Raw genomic sequence first — 17,036 nt, forward strand, 5'->3', positions numbered from 1 at the left:
AGGTGGCCTCAAATCTCCTTTGTGATAAATTAAATATTTTTCACCTTTGCAATATCAATCAAATTCAGCTCCTCACTGGCACAGGCATGCTCTAAACTCTCCGCCAGAGCATTGGCCGTATCCATAGCAGTAATACAGTACACCCCTGTCTCTATGGCATTCCGGCGGATTAAAAAGCCGTCTCTGCTCTTATCCCGGCCCTGGGTAGGAGTGTCAATCACCAAATCAATCTTATGTCCCAGAATCAAGTCCATAACATTGGGAGATTCCTGAGAAATCTTATTGATCCGTCTTGCGTTGAGGCCATGGGCCTGCAGATATTTTGCTGTGCTTCTTGTTGCGTAAATCTTATAGCCTAAAGCTTCAAACCGTCTGGCTACCTCCACCGATTCCGGCTTATCTGCATCTTTCACAGTCATAATCATCTGCCTGTGCTTCGGAAGCTGTACGCCTGCTCCCAGAAAAGCCTTGTACAACGCCTCATCAAAGGTTTCTGCAATTCCCAAACATTCTCCTGTGGATTTCATTTCCGGCCCAAGGCTGATTTCCGCTCCCCTAAGCTTTTCAAAAGAAAATACCGGCATCTTAACTGCTACATACTCTGCCTCCGGCGCAAGCCCTGTGGGGTAACCCATCCCTTTTAGCGTATTGCCAATCATCACCCGGGCAGCCAGATCCACAATGGGAATTCCTGTCACCTTGCTGATATAGGGAACTGTCCGGGAAGAGCGGGGATTTACTTCAATCACATACACATCCCCATCCATGGCAATAAACTGAATGTTGATAAGCCCAACCACATGCAGAGCCTGAGCCAGCCGCCTGGTGTATTCCACAATTTTTTCCTTCACCTCTATACTGATAGTAGGCGCCGGATATACGGAAATACTGTCGCCGGAATGGACTCCGGTACGTTCTATATGCTCCATAATGCCTGGAATCAGAATATCCGTGCCATCGCAGACGGCATCCACCTCGATTTCCTTTCCCTGCAGATATTTGTCTACCAATATGGGATGATCCTGTGCAATCCGGTTGATAATCTCCATAAACTCTTCGATTTCCTGCCCGGTGTATGCAATCTGCATTCCCTGGCCGCCCAGCACATAAGAAGGGCGCACCAACACCGGATAGCCCAGCCGGGCTGCAACCTCTTTTGCCTCTTGGGCGGTAAATACGGTTCCTCCCGCCGCCCGTGGAATCTGGGTTTTCTCTAAAATCTTATCAAACAATTCTCTGTCTTCTGCGGCGTCCACATCCTCTGCCTTGGTTCCCAGAATCGGAACGCCCATTTTCATCAGACTTTCCGTCAGCTTGATGGCTGTTTGACCGCCGAACTGAACCACTGCCCCGTCGGGCTGTTCCAGACGCACAATATTTTCCACATCTTCCGGAGTTAAAGGCTCAAAGTACAATTTATCTGCGATATCAAAATCTGTAGAAACTGTCTCTGGATTGTTATTTATAATAATGGTCTCATAGCCCTCTCTGGCAAATGCCCAGGTACAATGAACCGAACAGTAATCGAATTCAATTCCCTGTCCGATCCGGATGGGGCCGGAACCCAGCACCAGAACTTTTTTACGTCCTTGGGAAGCCCCCGACGCTTCATTCTCACTGCCGAAGCAGGAGTAATAATAGGGAGTCTCTGCCGCAAACTCTGCCGCACAGGTGTCCACCATCTTAAAGGCCGCCGTAATTCCATTTTCATACCGCATCTGGCGAATCTCCGTTTCCCTTCTGCCGGTCAACGACGCAATCACATTGTCGGGAAATTCTATGCGTTTTGCCTCTTTTAACAATTCCGGCGTCAGCTCTTCCTGTTCCAGACGGGCTTCCATCTCTGTTAAAACAGCGATTTTATCAATAAACCACAGATCAATTTGGGTGATCTCATGAATTTCTTCATAGGAAATTCCCCTGCGCAATGCTTCTGCAATCACCCAGATTCTTCTGTCATCTACTTTTTCCAGCTTTCTTTTCAGTTCTTCCCCAGAAAGCCCGGTAAAATCGTAGCTCCTCATGCTGTCCACATGCTGCTCTAACGAACGGACGGCTTTCATCAGCGCCCCTTCAAAATTCGTGCAGATGCTCATAACCTCTCCGGTGGCTTTCATCTGGGTAGTCAAAGAACGCTTTGCCGTAATAAATTTGTCAAAGGGCAGCCTGGGAATCTTCACCACGCAGTAATCCAGCATCGGCTCAAAGCTGGCGTAGGTTTTCCCAGTTATGGCGTTCTTTATCTCATCCAGCGTGTACCCCAGGGCAATCTTTGCCGCCACTTTTGCAATGGGATATCCGGTGGCTTTGCTTGCCAGTGCAGAAGAACGGCTGACCCGGGGATTTACCTCAATGACGCAGTACTCAAAGCTGGAAGGATGCAGGGCGTACTGGACATTGCAGCCGCCGGTAATATTTAGCTCGGAAATAATATTCAGCGCAGATGTGCGAAGCATCTGATATTCCTTATCTCCCAGAGTCTGGGAAGGCGCCACCACAATGCTGTCCCCGGTGTGGACGCCCACCGGATCAATATTTTCCATATTGCAGACGGTAATGCAGTTTCCTGCTGCATCGCGCATCACTTCGTATTCAATTTCTTTCCAGCCTGCAATGCATCGCTCCACCAGAACTTCCCCTACCCGGCTGAGCCTGAGTCCATTGGTGAGAATCTCCGTCAGCTCTGTTTCATTATGGGCAATTCCGCCGCCGCTTCCGCCCAGGGTATAGGCCGGACGCAGCACCACCGGATAGCCAATGGTATTGGTAAATGCAATGCCGTCTTTCAGGTTGTGAACCACCTTGGAAGGAGCACAGGGCTCCCCGATTTTTTCCATGGTATCCTTAAACGCCTGCCGGTCTTCCGCCTTGAAAATGGTTTCTGCGGTGGTTCCAATCAGCTTCACCCCATTTTGTTCCAGAAAACCGGATTCTGCCAGCTCCATGCCCAGGTTCAGCCCGGCCTGTCCGCCCAGGGTAGGCAGTACGCTGTCCGGCTTTTCTTTTAAAATAATCTGTTCCAGCACCTTTGCCGTTAAGGGCTCAATATATACCTCATCTGCAATTTCCTTATCTGTCATAATGGTTGCAGGATTGGAATTCACCAGAACAACTTCCACGCCTTCTTCTTTTAAAGAACGGCACGCCTGGGTTCCTGCATAATCAAATTCCGCCGCCTGCCCAATGACAATGGGGCCGGAACCAATGACTAACACTTTCTTAATATTCGGATTCTTTGGCATTACTGGCTCCCTCCCATCATATTAATAAATCTGTCAAACAGATAACCGCTGTCCTGAGGCCCCGGGCAGGCCTCCGGATGAAACTGGACGGTAAAAATATTTTTGCCTGTATAGCGCAGCCCTTCGTTGGTGCCGTCATTGACATTGACAAAAGCCGGAACCGCCACAGAGGGATCCAGCTTGTCCGTATCCACTACATAGCCGTGATTCTGGGAAGAAATATACACCCGGCCTGTTTCCAAATCCTTCACCGGATGGTTGCCGCCTCTGTGGCCGTATTTCATCTTATAGGTATCCGCCCCATTTGCCAGAGCCATTAACTGATGTCCCAGGCAGATGGCAAAAATCGGCGTGTCGGAATGATAGAGCTTCTTAATTTCCTGAATCACTTTACCGCATTCCTTGGGATCTCCCGGCCCGTTGCTCAGCATAATGCCGTCAGGTTTTTCTGCAAGGATTTCCTCTGCCGGCGTATGCGCCGGATAAACAGTAACCCTGCATCCTCTGCTTTGCAAAGATTTGGCAATGTTCTGCTTAGCTCCTAAATCCAGCAACGCCACCTTTTTTCCTTTGCCTTTCAGAGCATAAGAAGCCTCACAGGTCACCTGCTCCACCGCAGGCCCAGTGGTATACTCCTTCAGCCTGGGCAGAATGTTTTCCAGCCTGTAATTTTCGTCGGTGGTAATCATGCCGTTCATGGTGCCTTTTTCCCGGAGAATTTTTGTCAGAGCCCTGGTATCAATTCCGGCAATGCCCGGAATCTCATGCCTTACCAGAAAATCCTGTATCGTACCTTCACAGCGGAAATTACTTGGCATTCTAGACAGCTCCCTGACAATATATCCCTTCACCCAGGGTTTGTTGGATTCCATATCCGGCGTAATTCCATAATTTCCAATCAGTGGATAAGTCATGACTACGGCCTGTCCTGCATAAGATGGATCTGTTAAAACCTCAAGATAACCGGTCATGGAAGTGTTAAAGACAATCTCACTGACAGTCTCTTTGTCAGCGCCGATATGGATGCCTTCCAACACAGTTCCATCTTCCAGTATTAGAAATGCTTTCATTATATTTCCCACCCTTTCTGTCTGATTTTTGGCAAAAAAAAAGAGTCAATTGCGTCATTGCAGTCTTTTTTTCGGGTTCTGTATTATTCTGTTATTGTTTCCTTTTCAGGGCATATTCTAACATAATGAAAACGATTTTTCAAGTTTTTCCTGAAAATGCAGTCTGACACTGTATAAACTTACAATTTGACTACATCACACTGCCGTGATAATATAGATATAGTGACATCTTATATTTAGAGACCAACAGAATAAAATCATCAAAAAGGAGCTTCTATGAAAAAATTAAACATTCCTACAAAAATCATTACTTTTTTACTGCTGCTTACCCTGTCATTGTCTCAGGCATCAGGCACCGTCCAGGCAGCCTCCACACGCCCCTCTGATACATCCAAAGCGGGCAGCGGCAACATTCTTGCCGGAGTAACCGGCACCTTTGAGCGGGTAGAAAAAGCCAAAATCTTAAAGCGGATCAACGAAATCCGCAAGGAAGCCTGCGAAAAAGGCTATCCGAATCCCAGTAACGGAAGAAAGCTGACCCCTTCCGATTACAGGCCAATGAAGTGGTCCTCCAATCTGGAACTTGTGGCCCTGCTTCGGGCAGCCGAATCCACGGTAAATGAAAGCCATACCAGACCCAACGGCCAGAGCTGCTTCAGCATCCGCTACAACGGAGAGCAGAGCTGGGCAGAAAACTTGGCCTGGAATTACTCCGGCCTGATGGCGGGCATTGAACAATGGTATGAGGAAAAAAATGACTGGGTAAACCAGAACGCCAATGCCGTAACCGGCCATTATACCAGTTTAATCAACCCGGCTTACCAGTTTATCGGCCTGGGCTCTTTCCGCAGAAGCACCGGAGGATGGTACGGCGTTTCCGCAGAGTTCAGCTCCAGCAATGCCGGCTCACAGACCCAATCCAAATTAAAAGGCAAGAAAGTCCAGACCATCGAAGTTTCCAAAAAGAACCTTTCCAATCCGTCACTTAACGCTCCCTCAAAGCTAAAAGTGAAAAAAACAAAACAGCTGACGGTTTCCTGTAACATCAATTACCCCGGAATTATGGGCGGCACTAATACCACCAAAGGACGCATTCTCAAAGGCGTTACCTGGAAATCCTCAAAGCCCTCCGTGCTGCATGTGAATTCCAGCGGAAAAATCACTGCCAAGAAAGCTGGAAAAGCAACTATTACTGCCAAAGTAAAAGGCGGCTTTTCCGTCAAAAAGACAATCACTGTTACAAAATAGCATTTGTATCTGAACATTTTGAAAAAATCCAGAAGATGGCGTAATCACCGGCTTTCATTTCTACGGCCGAATTTTTTCTTTTTCTGCTGGTGAGCCGCTATCCGTATATATAATGTTTCCGGCAGAAACCGACCAAATGTTACCGCAAATTTTACCGAAAGTTTTGGAACAATCACTGTTTTTCCCCGCTTCATCTGCTGATATCCATAGCGGGCGCACCAGGCAGGACTGATTCCTTTCAGGGCAAATTCCACCTCTGCCACATCATTAAATTCTGTATTCACAGGGCCAGGGCAAAGACATCCTATATAAACAGGGCTTCCCTCGTATCGAAGTTCCTCCGCAATTGCCCTGGTCAGACTTGTCACATAAGATTTTGTAGCATAATAAGTTGCCATATAAGGCCCGGCAGGCATCAGCCCTGCGCAGGAAGCCACATTCAAAATAGCGCCATAGTTCTGACGTTCCATTTTCTTTAATACAAGTTTGGTAAGAAAATGCAGCGCCCGCACGTTAACAGCAAGCATATCCAGCTCTTTCTGCAAATCCCCTTCTTTAAACGTACCGCAATGGCCGAATCCCGCATTGTTGATCCAAACTGCCACCTCTTTATCTTCCACTGTCTGAAAAAGACGGCGGCAATCCTCTTCCTTCGTAAGATCCGCTTCCACAATCAGACACTCTGTTTTTAAATGTTTTCTCAGTTTCTCTAAACGGTTTCCTCTTCTGGCAGTAAGCAGCAGGGCAAATCCTTCCCGGGCCAGTATTTTTGCAAATTCTTTTCCAATTCCAGAGCTTGCTCCTGTAATTACAGCATATTTTTTCATTTATCATCTATTCCTTTCTCTATTTCATACCTTTTTATTAAATACAGACAATTCCTCATGATCCTCCATATTGAAAAATTTTTGTCTGTCATTGTGGGGAAACAGGAGTTCCATATAAAGATTCCCCAACAACTCCTTGACTTCTTCTGCATTCACTTCCTCCACCGGAAGCTGATCCATTTCCATCTGTTTCAGATTCGAAAGCACCGCCTCAATCTTCTGTTTATCTGTAGGCAGCTTTTCAAATATCGGCTGCGGCTTCGGCAGCTCCTTGGGTTCCTCCATTTCCGGCTGCAGAATCTCTTTTGTTTCCGGCATTTTATACACAAGATTCCTGCAGGTTTTTTCAAAACACTCCGGATCATATTTGGACAGATACTTCAAATCCTCTATCGTAAGTGTATGTTTGTTATGTATTTTGATATAAATATTTACAAGACGTGTATCTTTACCCATAACTGCATCCCTCCTGATATATATCCCCTTTTGTTTCCAGTATAATTCTCCTGTGTATCCCTGTGATATCCGGTAAGCAAATTGATCAACACTTTTCTGCTTCCAGTATAATTCTCCTGTGTATCCCTGTCAACGTTTACATGCAGACATTCCTGTAGTAAAATAAAAAAACAAACGACTTATTACTGATACCCTTAGGTATACCTGAAAGGAGCAGAAACAATTGTTCACAAAAAATCAAACTTTTATGGAAATCATGAATACGGAACCTGTGGGACGGGCGATTGGAAACCTGTTTCCCACCTGCTGGCTCTCCTGCATTCCGCCAGAGCATCACCACAAAACTATGGAACAGATTCAAAAAGAAGATCATATGGAATGGGGTGCGCCCTTTCTGTCAGGAGCTTTTGTAAAAACCGCAAATCTATTGATGGAAACCGTCAGACGCCAACGCTTCCTCTTTCTTCCCCTCTGGCGGCCAGTCCCGGACAACGCCTGGATTCCGGATGCAGACCTGAATACTGCCGAAGGCGTCTGGCTGTTTACCGGCAATCCCGCCCTGGATAACCTGGCATTTGCACATACTGCAGGAACCAGTACGGTTCCGCCATTTCCCTCTGCGTCGGCAAATTTGACTAAGCAGGAATCTGATCGCAGACCTGCCGTAATTCTCTGTCCCGGCGGCGGATATGAGATGATTTCTTCTTATTCCGAAGGAATCCAACTGGCAGAACGTATGGAACGGGACGGAGGTTATAAAGCCTTTCTGCTGAATTACCGCCTTAGTCCTCACAGCTATCCCCTTCCTCAAATGGATCTTGCACTGGCAATCATGTATGTCCGCGCCCATGCAGAACTATACCGTATCAATCCAAACAAAATCTTTGTGGTGGGAGCATCTGCTGGCGGCCATCTTAGCGCCAGCGAAGCATTATGGCATGAAAATCTCAAACAGCTGGCGCTGACAGCTCTGATGGAAAAATCACAGGAAAACCATCGTCTGGTTTCTCTTTATCAGAATATTTCCGCCAGACCAGACGGTCTTGGTCTGCTGTACCCAGTCATCAGCCTTCTGTCAGATTATCATGAGGGAACCTGCCAAAACAACACCAAAGGAGATCTCAATCTCCGGAAGCTGCTTTCCGTGGAACAACATATCACCCCGGACTATCCTTTAACATACGCCTTCGCCAACGCTGACGACCAATGTGTTCCGGCAAGCAATGCCACACGTCTGGAGGAAGCATTAAGCAAGGCAGGCATACCGCATTTATGCCAAATATACCCCACCGGAGGTCATGGAGTAGGCCTTGGGTACGGCTGCTCCTGTCAAACATGGAGTGAAGATATGCTTGCTTTCTTTGCTCCTTTTGCAGAGTAAGGCCCTGATTTGGAAAAAACAGCTCCCAGGCAGAAACTTTATGGTCACCCTGCCCCCTTTGCAGAGCGGCGCCCTGATTTTGCCGAAACAGCTGCCAGGTGGAAACTGCACAGATTCTGTCCACCGGATAACTGCATTTCTGATAAGCAGGCGTACTGTAGCAGGTTGCCGAAGATTCAAACAGAAAATAAGTGAAAGCTCCATCGCAGACCAATTCTTCCGCCATGGGCGGAAATCTGCTGGAATAATAGGAATAGTACACATTTTTCCCTGTATAGGAATCTTTGTGCACTTCGTAAAAGTAAATTCTGGAATCAAAATAGCGCCCTCTGGAAGCAGTAACCGCCAAGTAGGATTTTCCTCCCAGTTCCATAAAAGCCGCTCCATTGGCAAAGCCAGGAATGACAATTTCATCCTGCTTTTGCAGGGTGAATTCCCGCTCTGGCTCTGGATCCTGTTTTTGCATGTTCAAAGCCTGTGCTGGTTCCGTTTCCTGCTCCTGCAAAGCGGAATTCTTTTTCTGCTCCGTTTTTTCCTCTATTACCTGAAAACTTCTCAGCCAGCCTTTCCCGCTGATTCGATTGGTATAGGTTCCCACCCACAATTTATTGTCATGCCAGGTCACAAAGGAAGCAATCACGCCGCAGGGCACATTCTGATCATATTCCAAAAGTTCATAGCTGCTCTTTCCTGAATCAACAGCCTCTTTGATTCGCTCATAGGAAATCACACTGCACTGCCTGTCGGTGCTCTTTGCAATCCAGATATTCTTTCCGTCAAAAGCCGCTCCGCCTACATGATTGATGTCCGGCAAAACGATGGTAGTCAACAGTTCACGATGCTTTGGATTCTGATTTGACAGCACGTACAGCACCGATGGATTCCTCTTTCGCCCTGTATTTTTTCCAGAAAAATCTCCTCCGTCATAAGCAGTTACCAGCATATAATCTCCCGCCACACAAATTCCCTGAGGCACCATCTGACCGCAGCTTTCTCCTAATATGTCTGTAGACTCCAGCCCTGGCACTGCTGTAGAATACTGAGCCTGATACAGATTACCAAAAGACCGATAATGGCTTAAAGTATCTTGAAATTTCTTTTCATACCTAAAATCTGTGCTGGTAAGCGCCGGCTCCGATCCCGTTTCCATATTTATACAAAAAGAACGGGCCGCATGAAATCTTCCTGCTGTCAGGAGACACCACGCAGCCGCTGTCATATAAAATATCGCGCTAAACTTAAAAAATAAACCCTTATTGTTCTGATTTCTCATACACTTTCCGCCTTTGTCGTATTTTATCAATACTTTTGTCGTTATTTATAGTATAACCAATAAATTCACAGACACAATTAACAAAAAATGTATATTTTGTAAACTTTTTTTATTTATTTTTTACACATTCTGGAAATAAATGTCATTCTAGCCCTTTTGTTTGATTGCAGCCAATGGCCGCAGTATGGTATAATAATAAAAAAATTTGTTAAGGAGAGATTCTTATGGGCGTAACAGAAATGAACAAATTAGACGAAATGCAATTAAGTGTATTAACCGAAATTGGAAATATTGGTTCCGGCAACGCCGCAACCGCCCTTGCAACTTTACTAAACACCTTTGTGGATATAGAAATTCCCAACATTCATCTCCTCGACTTTGAGGATGTTTCCCAATATCTGGGCGGCCCGGACAATTTTGCCCTTGGTCTTACCATTACCCTGGAAGGAGATATTCAAGGAATGATGCTGCAAATTATACAGAAAGAATTTGCGGAAAAGCTAATTAATACATTTTATGAAAAAGAAATATCTACCCTTCATGATATTACTGAGATGGATTTATCTGTGGTACGGGAAATGGGCAATATCACTACTGCCGCTTACATAAATTCCATTGCCCAAATGACAAGTACCTTTATCAACATTACGCCGCCGGAGGATCATATTGATACAATAGGCAATATTTTGTCCATTCCTTCTAATAAGTTCACTTCCTTGGGCAAGAAGGTATTATTCATTGATGAAAGCTTCTGTATTTCCGGCACACAGATTAAGGGAAGCATGATCCTGATTCTGGAATATTCTTCCATGAACACCCTGTTCCAAAAACTGGGACTTCCAGTATAGCAAAGGTTCCGAACAATCAGAATTTTTCTGTCTCCGGCATGTACCTTCTAATCTTCTGCTTCCGATGCGAAACCCGCAAGAGACTTCTGAGAAACAATACGAATGCAGGTATATGGAAACCAAGGGCTTCTAAGAAGCAGCACTGCTGCAGGCGGCTGATATTTGGAAACGGACAACCCCCGCATACCCAGATACCAGCCGCCTGCTGCCGCACAAAAACATATGGAAAAATAATTTCTGCAGGATGTATTCCACAAATATGATACGCGCCCTTTATCCCATTCTGTTTCTGATTTCATTTAAAATCTCACCTGCGGCCTCATCCTTGCTCATCCGCTCTAAATGGATGGTTTTATCACTGGTAATCAGGGTAAGCACGTTTGTGTCTGTGCCAAACCCGGCGCCTTCCACTTTCAGGTTGTTGGCTGCAATCATGTCCAGATGCTTCTTCTCAAGCTTGGCCCTGGAATTTTCCTCCAAATCCCGGGTCTCCATGGAAAATCCGCACAGGAAACTTTGAATGACGCCTTCTGATTTCATCCGGCCCAATTCTGCCAGAATATCTCTGGTTCGTTCCAAAGGAATCTGATTCATTCCCTCTGACTTTTTAATTTTATCCTCTGCCGCTTTTAAAGGACGGTAATCCGCCACCGCCGCAGCCTTGATGATCACATCCATCGAAGGAGCCCGGGAGACGACCGCCTGATACATTTCCTCTGCGGAAACTGTCGGTATCACTTCCACAAACCTGGGAGGCTTTTGCGCAGCAGCCCCTGTCACCAAGGTAACCTCCGCTCCTCTTAACATGGCGGCCTTTGCCAGAGCGTATCCCATTTTTCCTGTGGAATGGTTGGTAATGTAACGCACCGGATCAATGGCTTCCTGGGTGGCCCCTGCGGTAACCATAATTTTTTTCCCCGTCAAATCTTTCTGAAAGGCAAGCTCTTTGAACACATATTCTGTCAGAGTTTCCTCGGAAGGCAATTTTCCCTCTCCAATATCGCCGTTTGCCAGCATTCCCGTATCGGGCGGAATGATTTGGTATCCAAAACGTTCCAGTTTTTTCAGGTTATCCTGAACAATGGGATTGCGGTACATGTTATGGTTCATGGCCGGAGCGATCAGCATTTTGCAGGTACAGGCCATCACGGTCGTGGTCAGCATATCGTCTGCAATTCCATTTGCAATTTTGCCAATGACATTTGCCGTGGCCGGAGCGATCAACACAAGATCCGCCTGCTTAGCCAATGCCACATGTTCTACGGAAAACTCAAAATTCCGGTCAAAGGTGTCAATCAGGCATTTATTTCCGGTAAGGGTCTCAAACGTGGTGGCAGTAATAAAATTCGTGGCGTGTTCTGTCATCAGCACATGCACATTGCAATGGAGCTTTTTTAACATCCTTGCCACATTCGGCATTTTATAGGCGGCGATTCCGCCGGTCACGCCCAATAAAACGGTTTTTCCCTGTAACATATGGGAATCCTCCTTCACAATTTTCAGAATTTCCTGTTCTGGCTTCCTGCACAGCAGAAACACAATACGTCTGGCTGTCAGGCAGAAATCTCGCCATGTTTTTCATAAGCTGTGATTTTTGAAATCTTATTTTCCCCATCTACAAATACCACGTTTGGCTGGAACTCCTTCGCTTCCTCCGGCGTCATCTGGGCATACGCCATGATAATAATATGATCGCCTGTCTGCACCTGTCTGGCTGCCGCCCCGTTTAAGCAGATCATGCCGCTGCCTGGTTCCCCTGCTATGGTATAGGTTTCAAAACGGTTTCCGTTTTCTATGTCCACAATCTGTACATTTTCATATTCCAGAATTCCCGCCGCCGCCATCAGCTCTGGGTCTACAGTAATACTGCCCACATAATGAAGCTCCGCCTGTTTTACCACGGCACGGTGGATTTTTCCTTTTAACATTTTTAAATACATGGCATTTCTCCTTTTCAGTTCTCTGCTGCTTTTGCCTGAGAATGGCTGAACCGCTTCGCATATGGAATTTCCCTATGCCTCAGAATCGTAATGAAAGTTATCAATCAGCCTTGTTTTTCCAATATAAACTGCAGTGGCTGCCAAAATTGGACCTTCAATCTTTTTCACCGGCTCTAAATTCTTGGCGTCCACAAGTTCCACATAATCAATTCTGGCAAGGGGCTCTGTCCTCATATTTTTCAGGATGACGTCTCTCACTTTCCCTGCATCTCTTTCCCCTGCGCGAAGCATCTCTTCTCCTAATACCAATGATTTATGGAGAATCAATGCTGCTTTCCGCTCTTTTTCATTCAGGTATGCGTTCCGGGAGCTCATGGCAAGTCCGTCTGCCTCCCGGACAATGGGACACCCCACAATCCTGACGTTAAAATTCATGTCCCGCACCATCCGGCGGATCACTGCAAGCTGCTGTGCGTCTTTCTGTCCAAAGTATGCCCGATCCGGCGTTACAATATTGAAAAGCTTGAACACTACGGTACATACGCCGGAAAAGTGGGTGGGCCTTGTTTTGCCGCAGAGCCCTTTTGTCAGCCGGTTCATATCCACAAAGGTGCAGTTATCTTCCAAATACATCTCTTCCGGCGACGGATGAAAAATCACATCCGCCCCTGCCGCTTCGCAAAGAGCCGCATCCCTTTCCATATCTCTGGGATAGGTGGATAAATCTTCATTTGCCCCGAACTGGGTGGGATTTACAAAATCACTGACCACCACCCGGTCATTTTCACTAACTGCCTTGACAATCAGGCTTTTGTGCCCTTCGTGAAGATAACCCATGGTGGGCACCAGACCCACGGAATGACCTTCTCCCCGCCACCATTTCACGATGGAACGCAATTCTTCTATGGTTGTTACAATCTGCATAATCTCCTCCACTCCATGGGCAAAGCACGCTTTTTCAACGAGGCATTCAACACTTATTGCCTTAGGCTTTGCCCTTCTGTTTCCATTGTTTTTATGAAATATTTATCATTGTTAATACAATTTTTCTATTACATCATCATCTATTTTAAAGGTATGTTCCGGCGCCGGGAATGTCCCGGCTTTCACTTCTTCGCTATAGTTTTGGAATGCTTCTTTCATTGCTGCGCCCACTTCACCGAAACGTTTGACGAATTTTGGCTTAAAATCGCCAAACATAGACAGCATATCCTGATATACCAACACCTGTCCGTCACAATCTGCGCCTGCGCCGATTCCAATGGTGGGAATATGAAGCTTCTCGGTCACCAGTTTGGCCAGCTTTGCCGGCACACATTCTAAAACTATTGCCACTGCTCCGGCTTCTTCCACAATCTGGGCGTCTTCCAAAAGCTTCCTTGCCGCCGCTTCTGATTTGCCCTGCACCTTAAAACCGCCGAAGGCGTTTAAAGACTGAGGCGTCAGCCCCAGATGGGCAACCACCGGGATAGAGGCAGCTGTAATGGCCCTGATATGGTCTGCAAATTCCCGGCCTCCTTCTAATTTCACGGCCTGTGCCCGGCCTTCCTTCATCAGCCGGCCGGCGTTTAAAACTGCGTCATACACAGAAGTTTGATAAGACATAAAGGGCATATCCGCCACAACCAATGCATTTTTGACCCCTCTCGCCACTGCGCTGGTGTGATGTATCATATCCTCCATAGTCACGGACAGGGTATCTTCATAGCCCAGCATTACCATGCCCAGAGAATCTCCCACCAGAATCATATTGATGCCTGCTTCGTCAATTAATTTTGCCATGGAATAGTCATAGGCGGTAAGCATTGTTACCTTTTCTCCCCGTTCCTTGGCTTCACGTATTGTTACAACTGTGTTTTTCATGGTTCTTTCCTCACTTGCTTTCCGGTACATATTGTAAAATCCTGCTGCCTGCAGTTTCACTCATGCCCTAATATTTTTTTCATGGTCTCATAACTGCGCTCTGGATGCTTTTTCTCTGCAAGCTCCGTCACTGCAGTCCCTACTGCCCGGTAAGCCAATTCCCACTGGCGCCTGTCCAAATGCTTCAAATGTTTTCGGACAGTCTCTGTATCATTGCGCTCTATGGGCCCGGTCAGCGCCTGTGCGCATCCGCGGTATTCTGCTGTCTGTTCGGTACCGCTTGCATTCCCTTCCTGCGTTTCCTTTTCAAAGATGGATTTCACATTGTTCTCCACCAGAGGCTTCAGCAGTTCATAAGCGGATGCTTCCGGAATTTCGGCTTCTTGCATAAGCTCCACTGCCATGGAAATCAGACCTACTACATGATTGCTGGCAATGCTTGTGGCGGCATGGTATTTCACTTTTTCCGAAGTGGAAATCTCCACGATCCGATTTGGCAGCAGCCGAAAAAGTTCCTGCATCCTTGTCAATGCTGTCCGATGGCCTTCTACCGCAAAGGCTGCACCTGTTAAATTTTGATAAGCTGTGAATTTGTTGCTGAACGCGTATATCGGATGGACAGAGCAGACGTATGCGCCTGTCTCCTCCCAATTTGAAAATATATCACTTGATAAAGAACCACTAAAGTGGCAGATGACTTTTCCTTTCACATTTTTCTTTGCAATGCAATCCCATACCTTCTCGATCTCTTTGTCTGTGGTAGTAATAAAAAGGGTATCGCTTACTTTCATCAGTGAATCCAGTGTGGTAAAATATTCTGTGCCCGTAAATTCTGCAGACTCCCTTCCGCTGCTTTCGGTTCTGTTGTAAAAGCCTGTAACACATGCGCCGTGATCCTTCACATATTTTGCCAGGGTAGTTCCTACCTTTCCAGCGCCTATGATTCCTATCTTCATATCAGCCTCCATTTCCCGGGAAATGATTTCCCGACCGTTTTACTGTTAATGGAAAGGCGGTCTGTCTTAGACCATGAGCCTGCTGCCAGGCACATGGGCAGTCATCAAAATGATACAGTTTCTGTTGGAATACCGTTCGTCATTAAATTAACACAGATAGGGGATTTTTACAATAGGAAACGAAAGATTGAGTTGTATAAAATAAAGTGCACAAATGAATTTTGCGCACTTTATTACTCCGGCAGTTAAATCCTGCAGAATTTTACGCAGAATAATTTCCATCTGCACGGCAAAAGATTGGATTGTAACAAGCGCTGCATTCGCTATGTTTCCTATCCTTTCTTCTTAAAAATCCGCAAACACTTCCATCTGTTTTTTCAGCTCCTCTACAATCTCCCGGTTTGTATCCATGCGGCCCGTAATGTCCGCCATATCTCCAACCAGGCTCTTCGTGCTGTCTGCAACCCCGGTAATTCCAGAGGCGCCGTCATCAATGGCTTTTGTAATGCTTTCCATAGAATCAGCTATCTCAATCATGGAATTTCTCAGCCGATCGGTTCTGCTGTTAAATGCGTCGATCATTTCCTTTACATAATCGGCGTCTTCTTTGTATTGCTTTCCGGAACGGACAAACTCCTGGAATTCCGCCAAAATAGTCTCACTCAGATAGTCTGCCAGATCCTGGGAATGCTTTGACAGGTTATGTACTGCGTTTGTAACGATCTGATTGACCTCCTGGATGTGTCCTGCGGTTTCACTGCAGGAGCTTGCCAAGGATTGAATCTCTGACGCAACGACAGCAAAGCCTTTGCCAGCCTCGCCGGCGCGCATCGCTTCCATTGACGCATTAAGGGCAATCAAATTGGTGGAGGATGAGATGGACAGAATATCTTTTGTCAGCTTGTTTACCTGATCCACACTCTTACTGTTTTCAATTGCTTCTTCCAGCACTTCCAGGATATCAGACGCCTTCTTCTGAATGACCTCTGTATTTGTCTGCGCCGCTTCCTCCATCTCATTTGCCCGCATTTTCATTCCAGAGGAATAATCCGTGATGGCGCTGCATTCTTTTGCCATGTCATGGACGTCCCCTTTGATGTCTGCTGCACTGCTGTTAATAATCGCTGCATTTTTTGCCACCTTCTGGATTGCCATAGACAGGGAACCTGCGAGAGAGGAAAGACCGCTGACGCTTTTTCCCGATGTTTGGGTGTGTTTCAGCACCTCCCCTGTTACCTCATCAAGCTTCTGCGAACTTTCCTGAAGCGTATCCACCGTACCCTTAATTGGCCTTATCACATATTTTTTGATGATCCGAATAGCCGCAAGCACTAATGCCAGGCATGCTGCAATAGATGCGGCAGCGATAATCAGTGAAATGATGTAAACAAACGAAAGCTTCTGTCTTGCGCTGGCCGTCCTTGCACTTACCGCCGCATACAGCTCATCGGTATTGTCCGCTATGGCAGTTCCAAATCGGGCAACGTCACCATTGGCATAATCATAAGCATCCTCTGTCTTGCTGTCTGCGCTTGCACATACAAGATAGACCAGAGCATGCTTAAAAGAATCATAATGTTCCAGCAGCTGCCCATAGATGGCTTCTTCCTCTTGCGTGACATAACTCTTATAATCTTTTAAATACGCTTCCAATGTTTTCTCTTCTTCTTTGATTTGCGCCACAACTTCAACCATAGTATTATAGTCCGTTGCTACAATATGGGACAGCGCCATCTTATGGATATTTGTGGTGGTATGCCGGATGTTCTGCAGCGTTTCCGAACCTACCATATAATTATCTACAATTTTCGAAGCATTGGCGTTTACATTGTTGATACTGAAAACCGACAGGACATTTGAAATCAATGCCACAGCTCCCAGAAGGATAATCGGAAGTATCAGACGTTGTTGTATGGTGAGTTTCTTCTTCAT

General features: G+C 46.3%; 14 protein-coding genes. 3 read left to right on the forward strand and 11 right to left on the reverse strand.

Annotated features, from left to right (window positions below):
* Positions 1–29: 29 nt before the first annotated feature.
* Entirely contained in the window at positions 30–3,242 is a 3,213-nt protein-coding gene (gene carB / locus E5329_RS02955; protein WP_135988094.1) for a carbamoyl-phosphate synthase large subunit, read from the reverse strand.
* Positions 3,242–4,312, reverse strand: coding sequence for a carbamoyl phosphate synthase small subunit (locus E5329_RS02960; protein WP_135988095.1), 1,071 nt, complete (start codon positions 4,310–4,312; stop codon positions 3,242–3,244). Before E5329_RS02960 ends, carB begins: the two co-directional genes overlap by 1 nt.
* Positions 4,313–4,588: 276 nt before the next feature.
* Here E5329_RS02960 and E5329_RS02965 point away from each other — a divergent pair, with 276 nt between their 5' ends.
* Entirely contained in the window at positions 4,589–5,560 is a 972-nt protein-coding gene (locus E5329_RS02965; RefSeq protein WP_135988096.1) for a CAP domain-containing protein, read from the forward strand.
* A 44-nt stretch (positions 5,561–5,604) separates the two neighbouring features.
* Here E5329_RS02965 and E5329_RS02970 read toward each other — a convergent pair whose 3' ends face one another.
* Both E5329_RS02970 and E5329_RS02975 read right to left on the reverse strand, forming a co-directional pair.
* Positions 5,605–6,387, reverse strand: a complete 783-nt coding sequence (locus E5329_RS02970; RefSeq protein WP_135988097.1) for an SDR family NAD(P)-dependent oxidoreductase — start codon at positions 6,385–6,387, stop codon at positions 5,605–5,607.
* Positions 6,388–6,411: 24 nt separating this feature from the next.
* Positions 6,412–6,843, reverse strand: coding sequence for a hypothetical protein (locus E5329_RS02975; protein WP_135988098.1), 432 nt, complete (start codon positions 6,841–6,843; stop codon positions 6,412–6,414).
* A gap of 223 nt (positions 6,844–7,066) precedes the next feature.
* Between E5329_RS02975 and E5329_RS02980 the strand changes: the two genes are divergently transcribed.
* Both E5329_RS02980 and E5329_RS02985 read left to right on the forward strand, forming a co-directional pair.
* Positions 7,067–8,224, forward strand: coding sequence for an alpha/beta hydrolase (locus E5329_RS02980; RefSeq protein WP_135988099.1), 1,158 nt, complete (start codon positions 7,067–7,069; stop codon positions 8,222–8,224).
* Between the two features lie 1,497 nt (positions 8,225–9,721).
* Positions 9,722–10,345, forward strand: a complete 624-nt coding sequence (locus tag E5329_RS02985; protein ID WP_135988100.1) for a chemotaxis protein CheC — start codon at positions 9,722–9,724, stop codon at positions 10,343–10,345.
* 47 nt (positions 10,346–10,392) lie between these two features.
* Here the strand turns inward: E5329_RS02985 and E5329_RS02990 are convergent, their stop codons facing one another.
* From E5329_RS02990 to E5329_RS03020, 7 genes are all read right to left on the reverse strand, one after another.
* A complete protein-coding gene (locus E5329_RS02990) occupies positions 10,393–10,644 on the reverse strand; it encodes a hypothetical protein (RefSeq protein ID WP_135988101.1) in 252 nt (83 codons plus the stop codon).
* Positions 10,619–11,821 carry a bifunctional phosphopantothenoylcysteine decarboxylase/phosphopantothenate--cysteine ligase CoaBC gene (coaBC, locus tag E5329_RS02995; RefSeq protein WP_135988102.1) on the reverse strand — a complete coding sequence of 401 codons (1,203 nt, stop codon included), beginning with the start codon at positions 11,819–11,821 and terminating at the stop codon, positions 10,619–10,621. The genes E5329_RS02990 and coaBC overlap by 26 nt, the downstream gene beginning before the upstream one ends.
* 77 nt (positions 11,822–11,898) lie before the next feature.
* Positions 11,899–12,285 (reverse strand): aspartate 1-decarboxylase, encoded by a 387-nt coding sequence (panD, locus tag E5329_RS03000; protein WP_135988103.1) that lies wholly within the window; start codon positions 12,283–12,285, stop codon positions 11,899–11,901.
* Between the two features lie 72 nt (positions 12,286–12,357).
* Positions 12,358–13,209: a pantoate--beta-alanine ligase gene (gene panC, locus E5329_RS03005; RefSeq protein WP_135988104.1), complete on the reverse strand. Its 852-nt coding sequence runs from the start codon at positions 13,207–13,209 to the stop codon at positions 12,358–12,360.
* 111 nt (positions 13,210–13,320) lie between these two features.
* A complete protein-coding gene (panB, locus tag E5329_RS03010) occupies positions 13,321–14,148 on the reverse strand; it encodes a 3-methyl-2-oxobutanoate hydroxymethyltransferase (protein WP_135988173.1) in 828 nt (275 codons plus the stop codon).
* A 56-nt stretch (positions 14,149–14,204) separates the two neighbouring features.
* Positions 14,205–15,104 (reverse strand): Rossmann-like and DUF2520 domain-containing protein, encoded by a 900-nt coding sequence (locus tag E5329_RS03015; protein WP_168356496.1) that lies wholly within the window; start codon positions 15,102–15,104, stop codon positions 14,205–14,207.
* A gap of 345 nt (positions 15,105–15,449) precedes the next feature.
* Positions 15,450–17,036 (reverse strand): HAMP domain-containing methyl-accepting chemotaxis protein, encoded by a 1,587-nt coding sequence (locus tag E5329_RS03020; protein WP_135988106.1) that lies wholly within the window; start codon positions 17,034–17,036, stop codon positions 15,450–15,452.

Source organism: Petralouisia muris (assembly GCF_004793545.1).
GTDB classification, from domain to species: Bacteria; Bacillota; Clostridia; order Lachnospirales; family Lachnospiraceae; genus Petralouisia; species Petralouisia muris.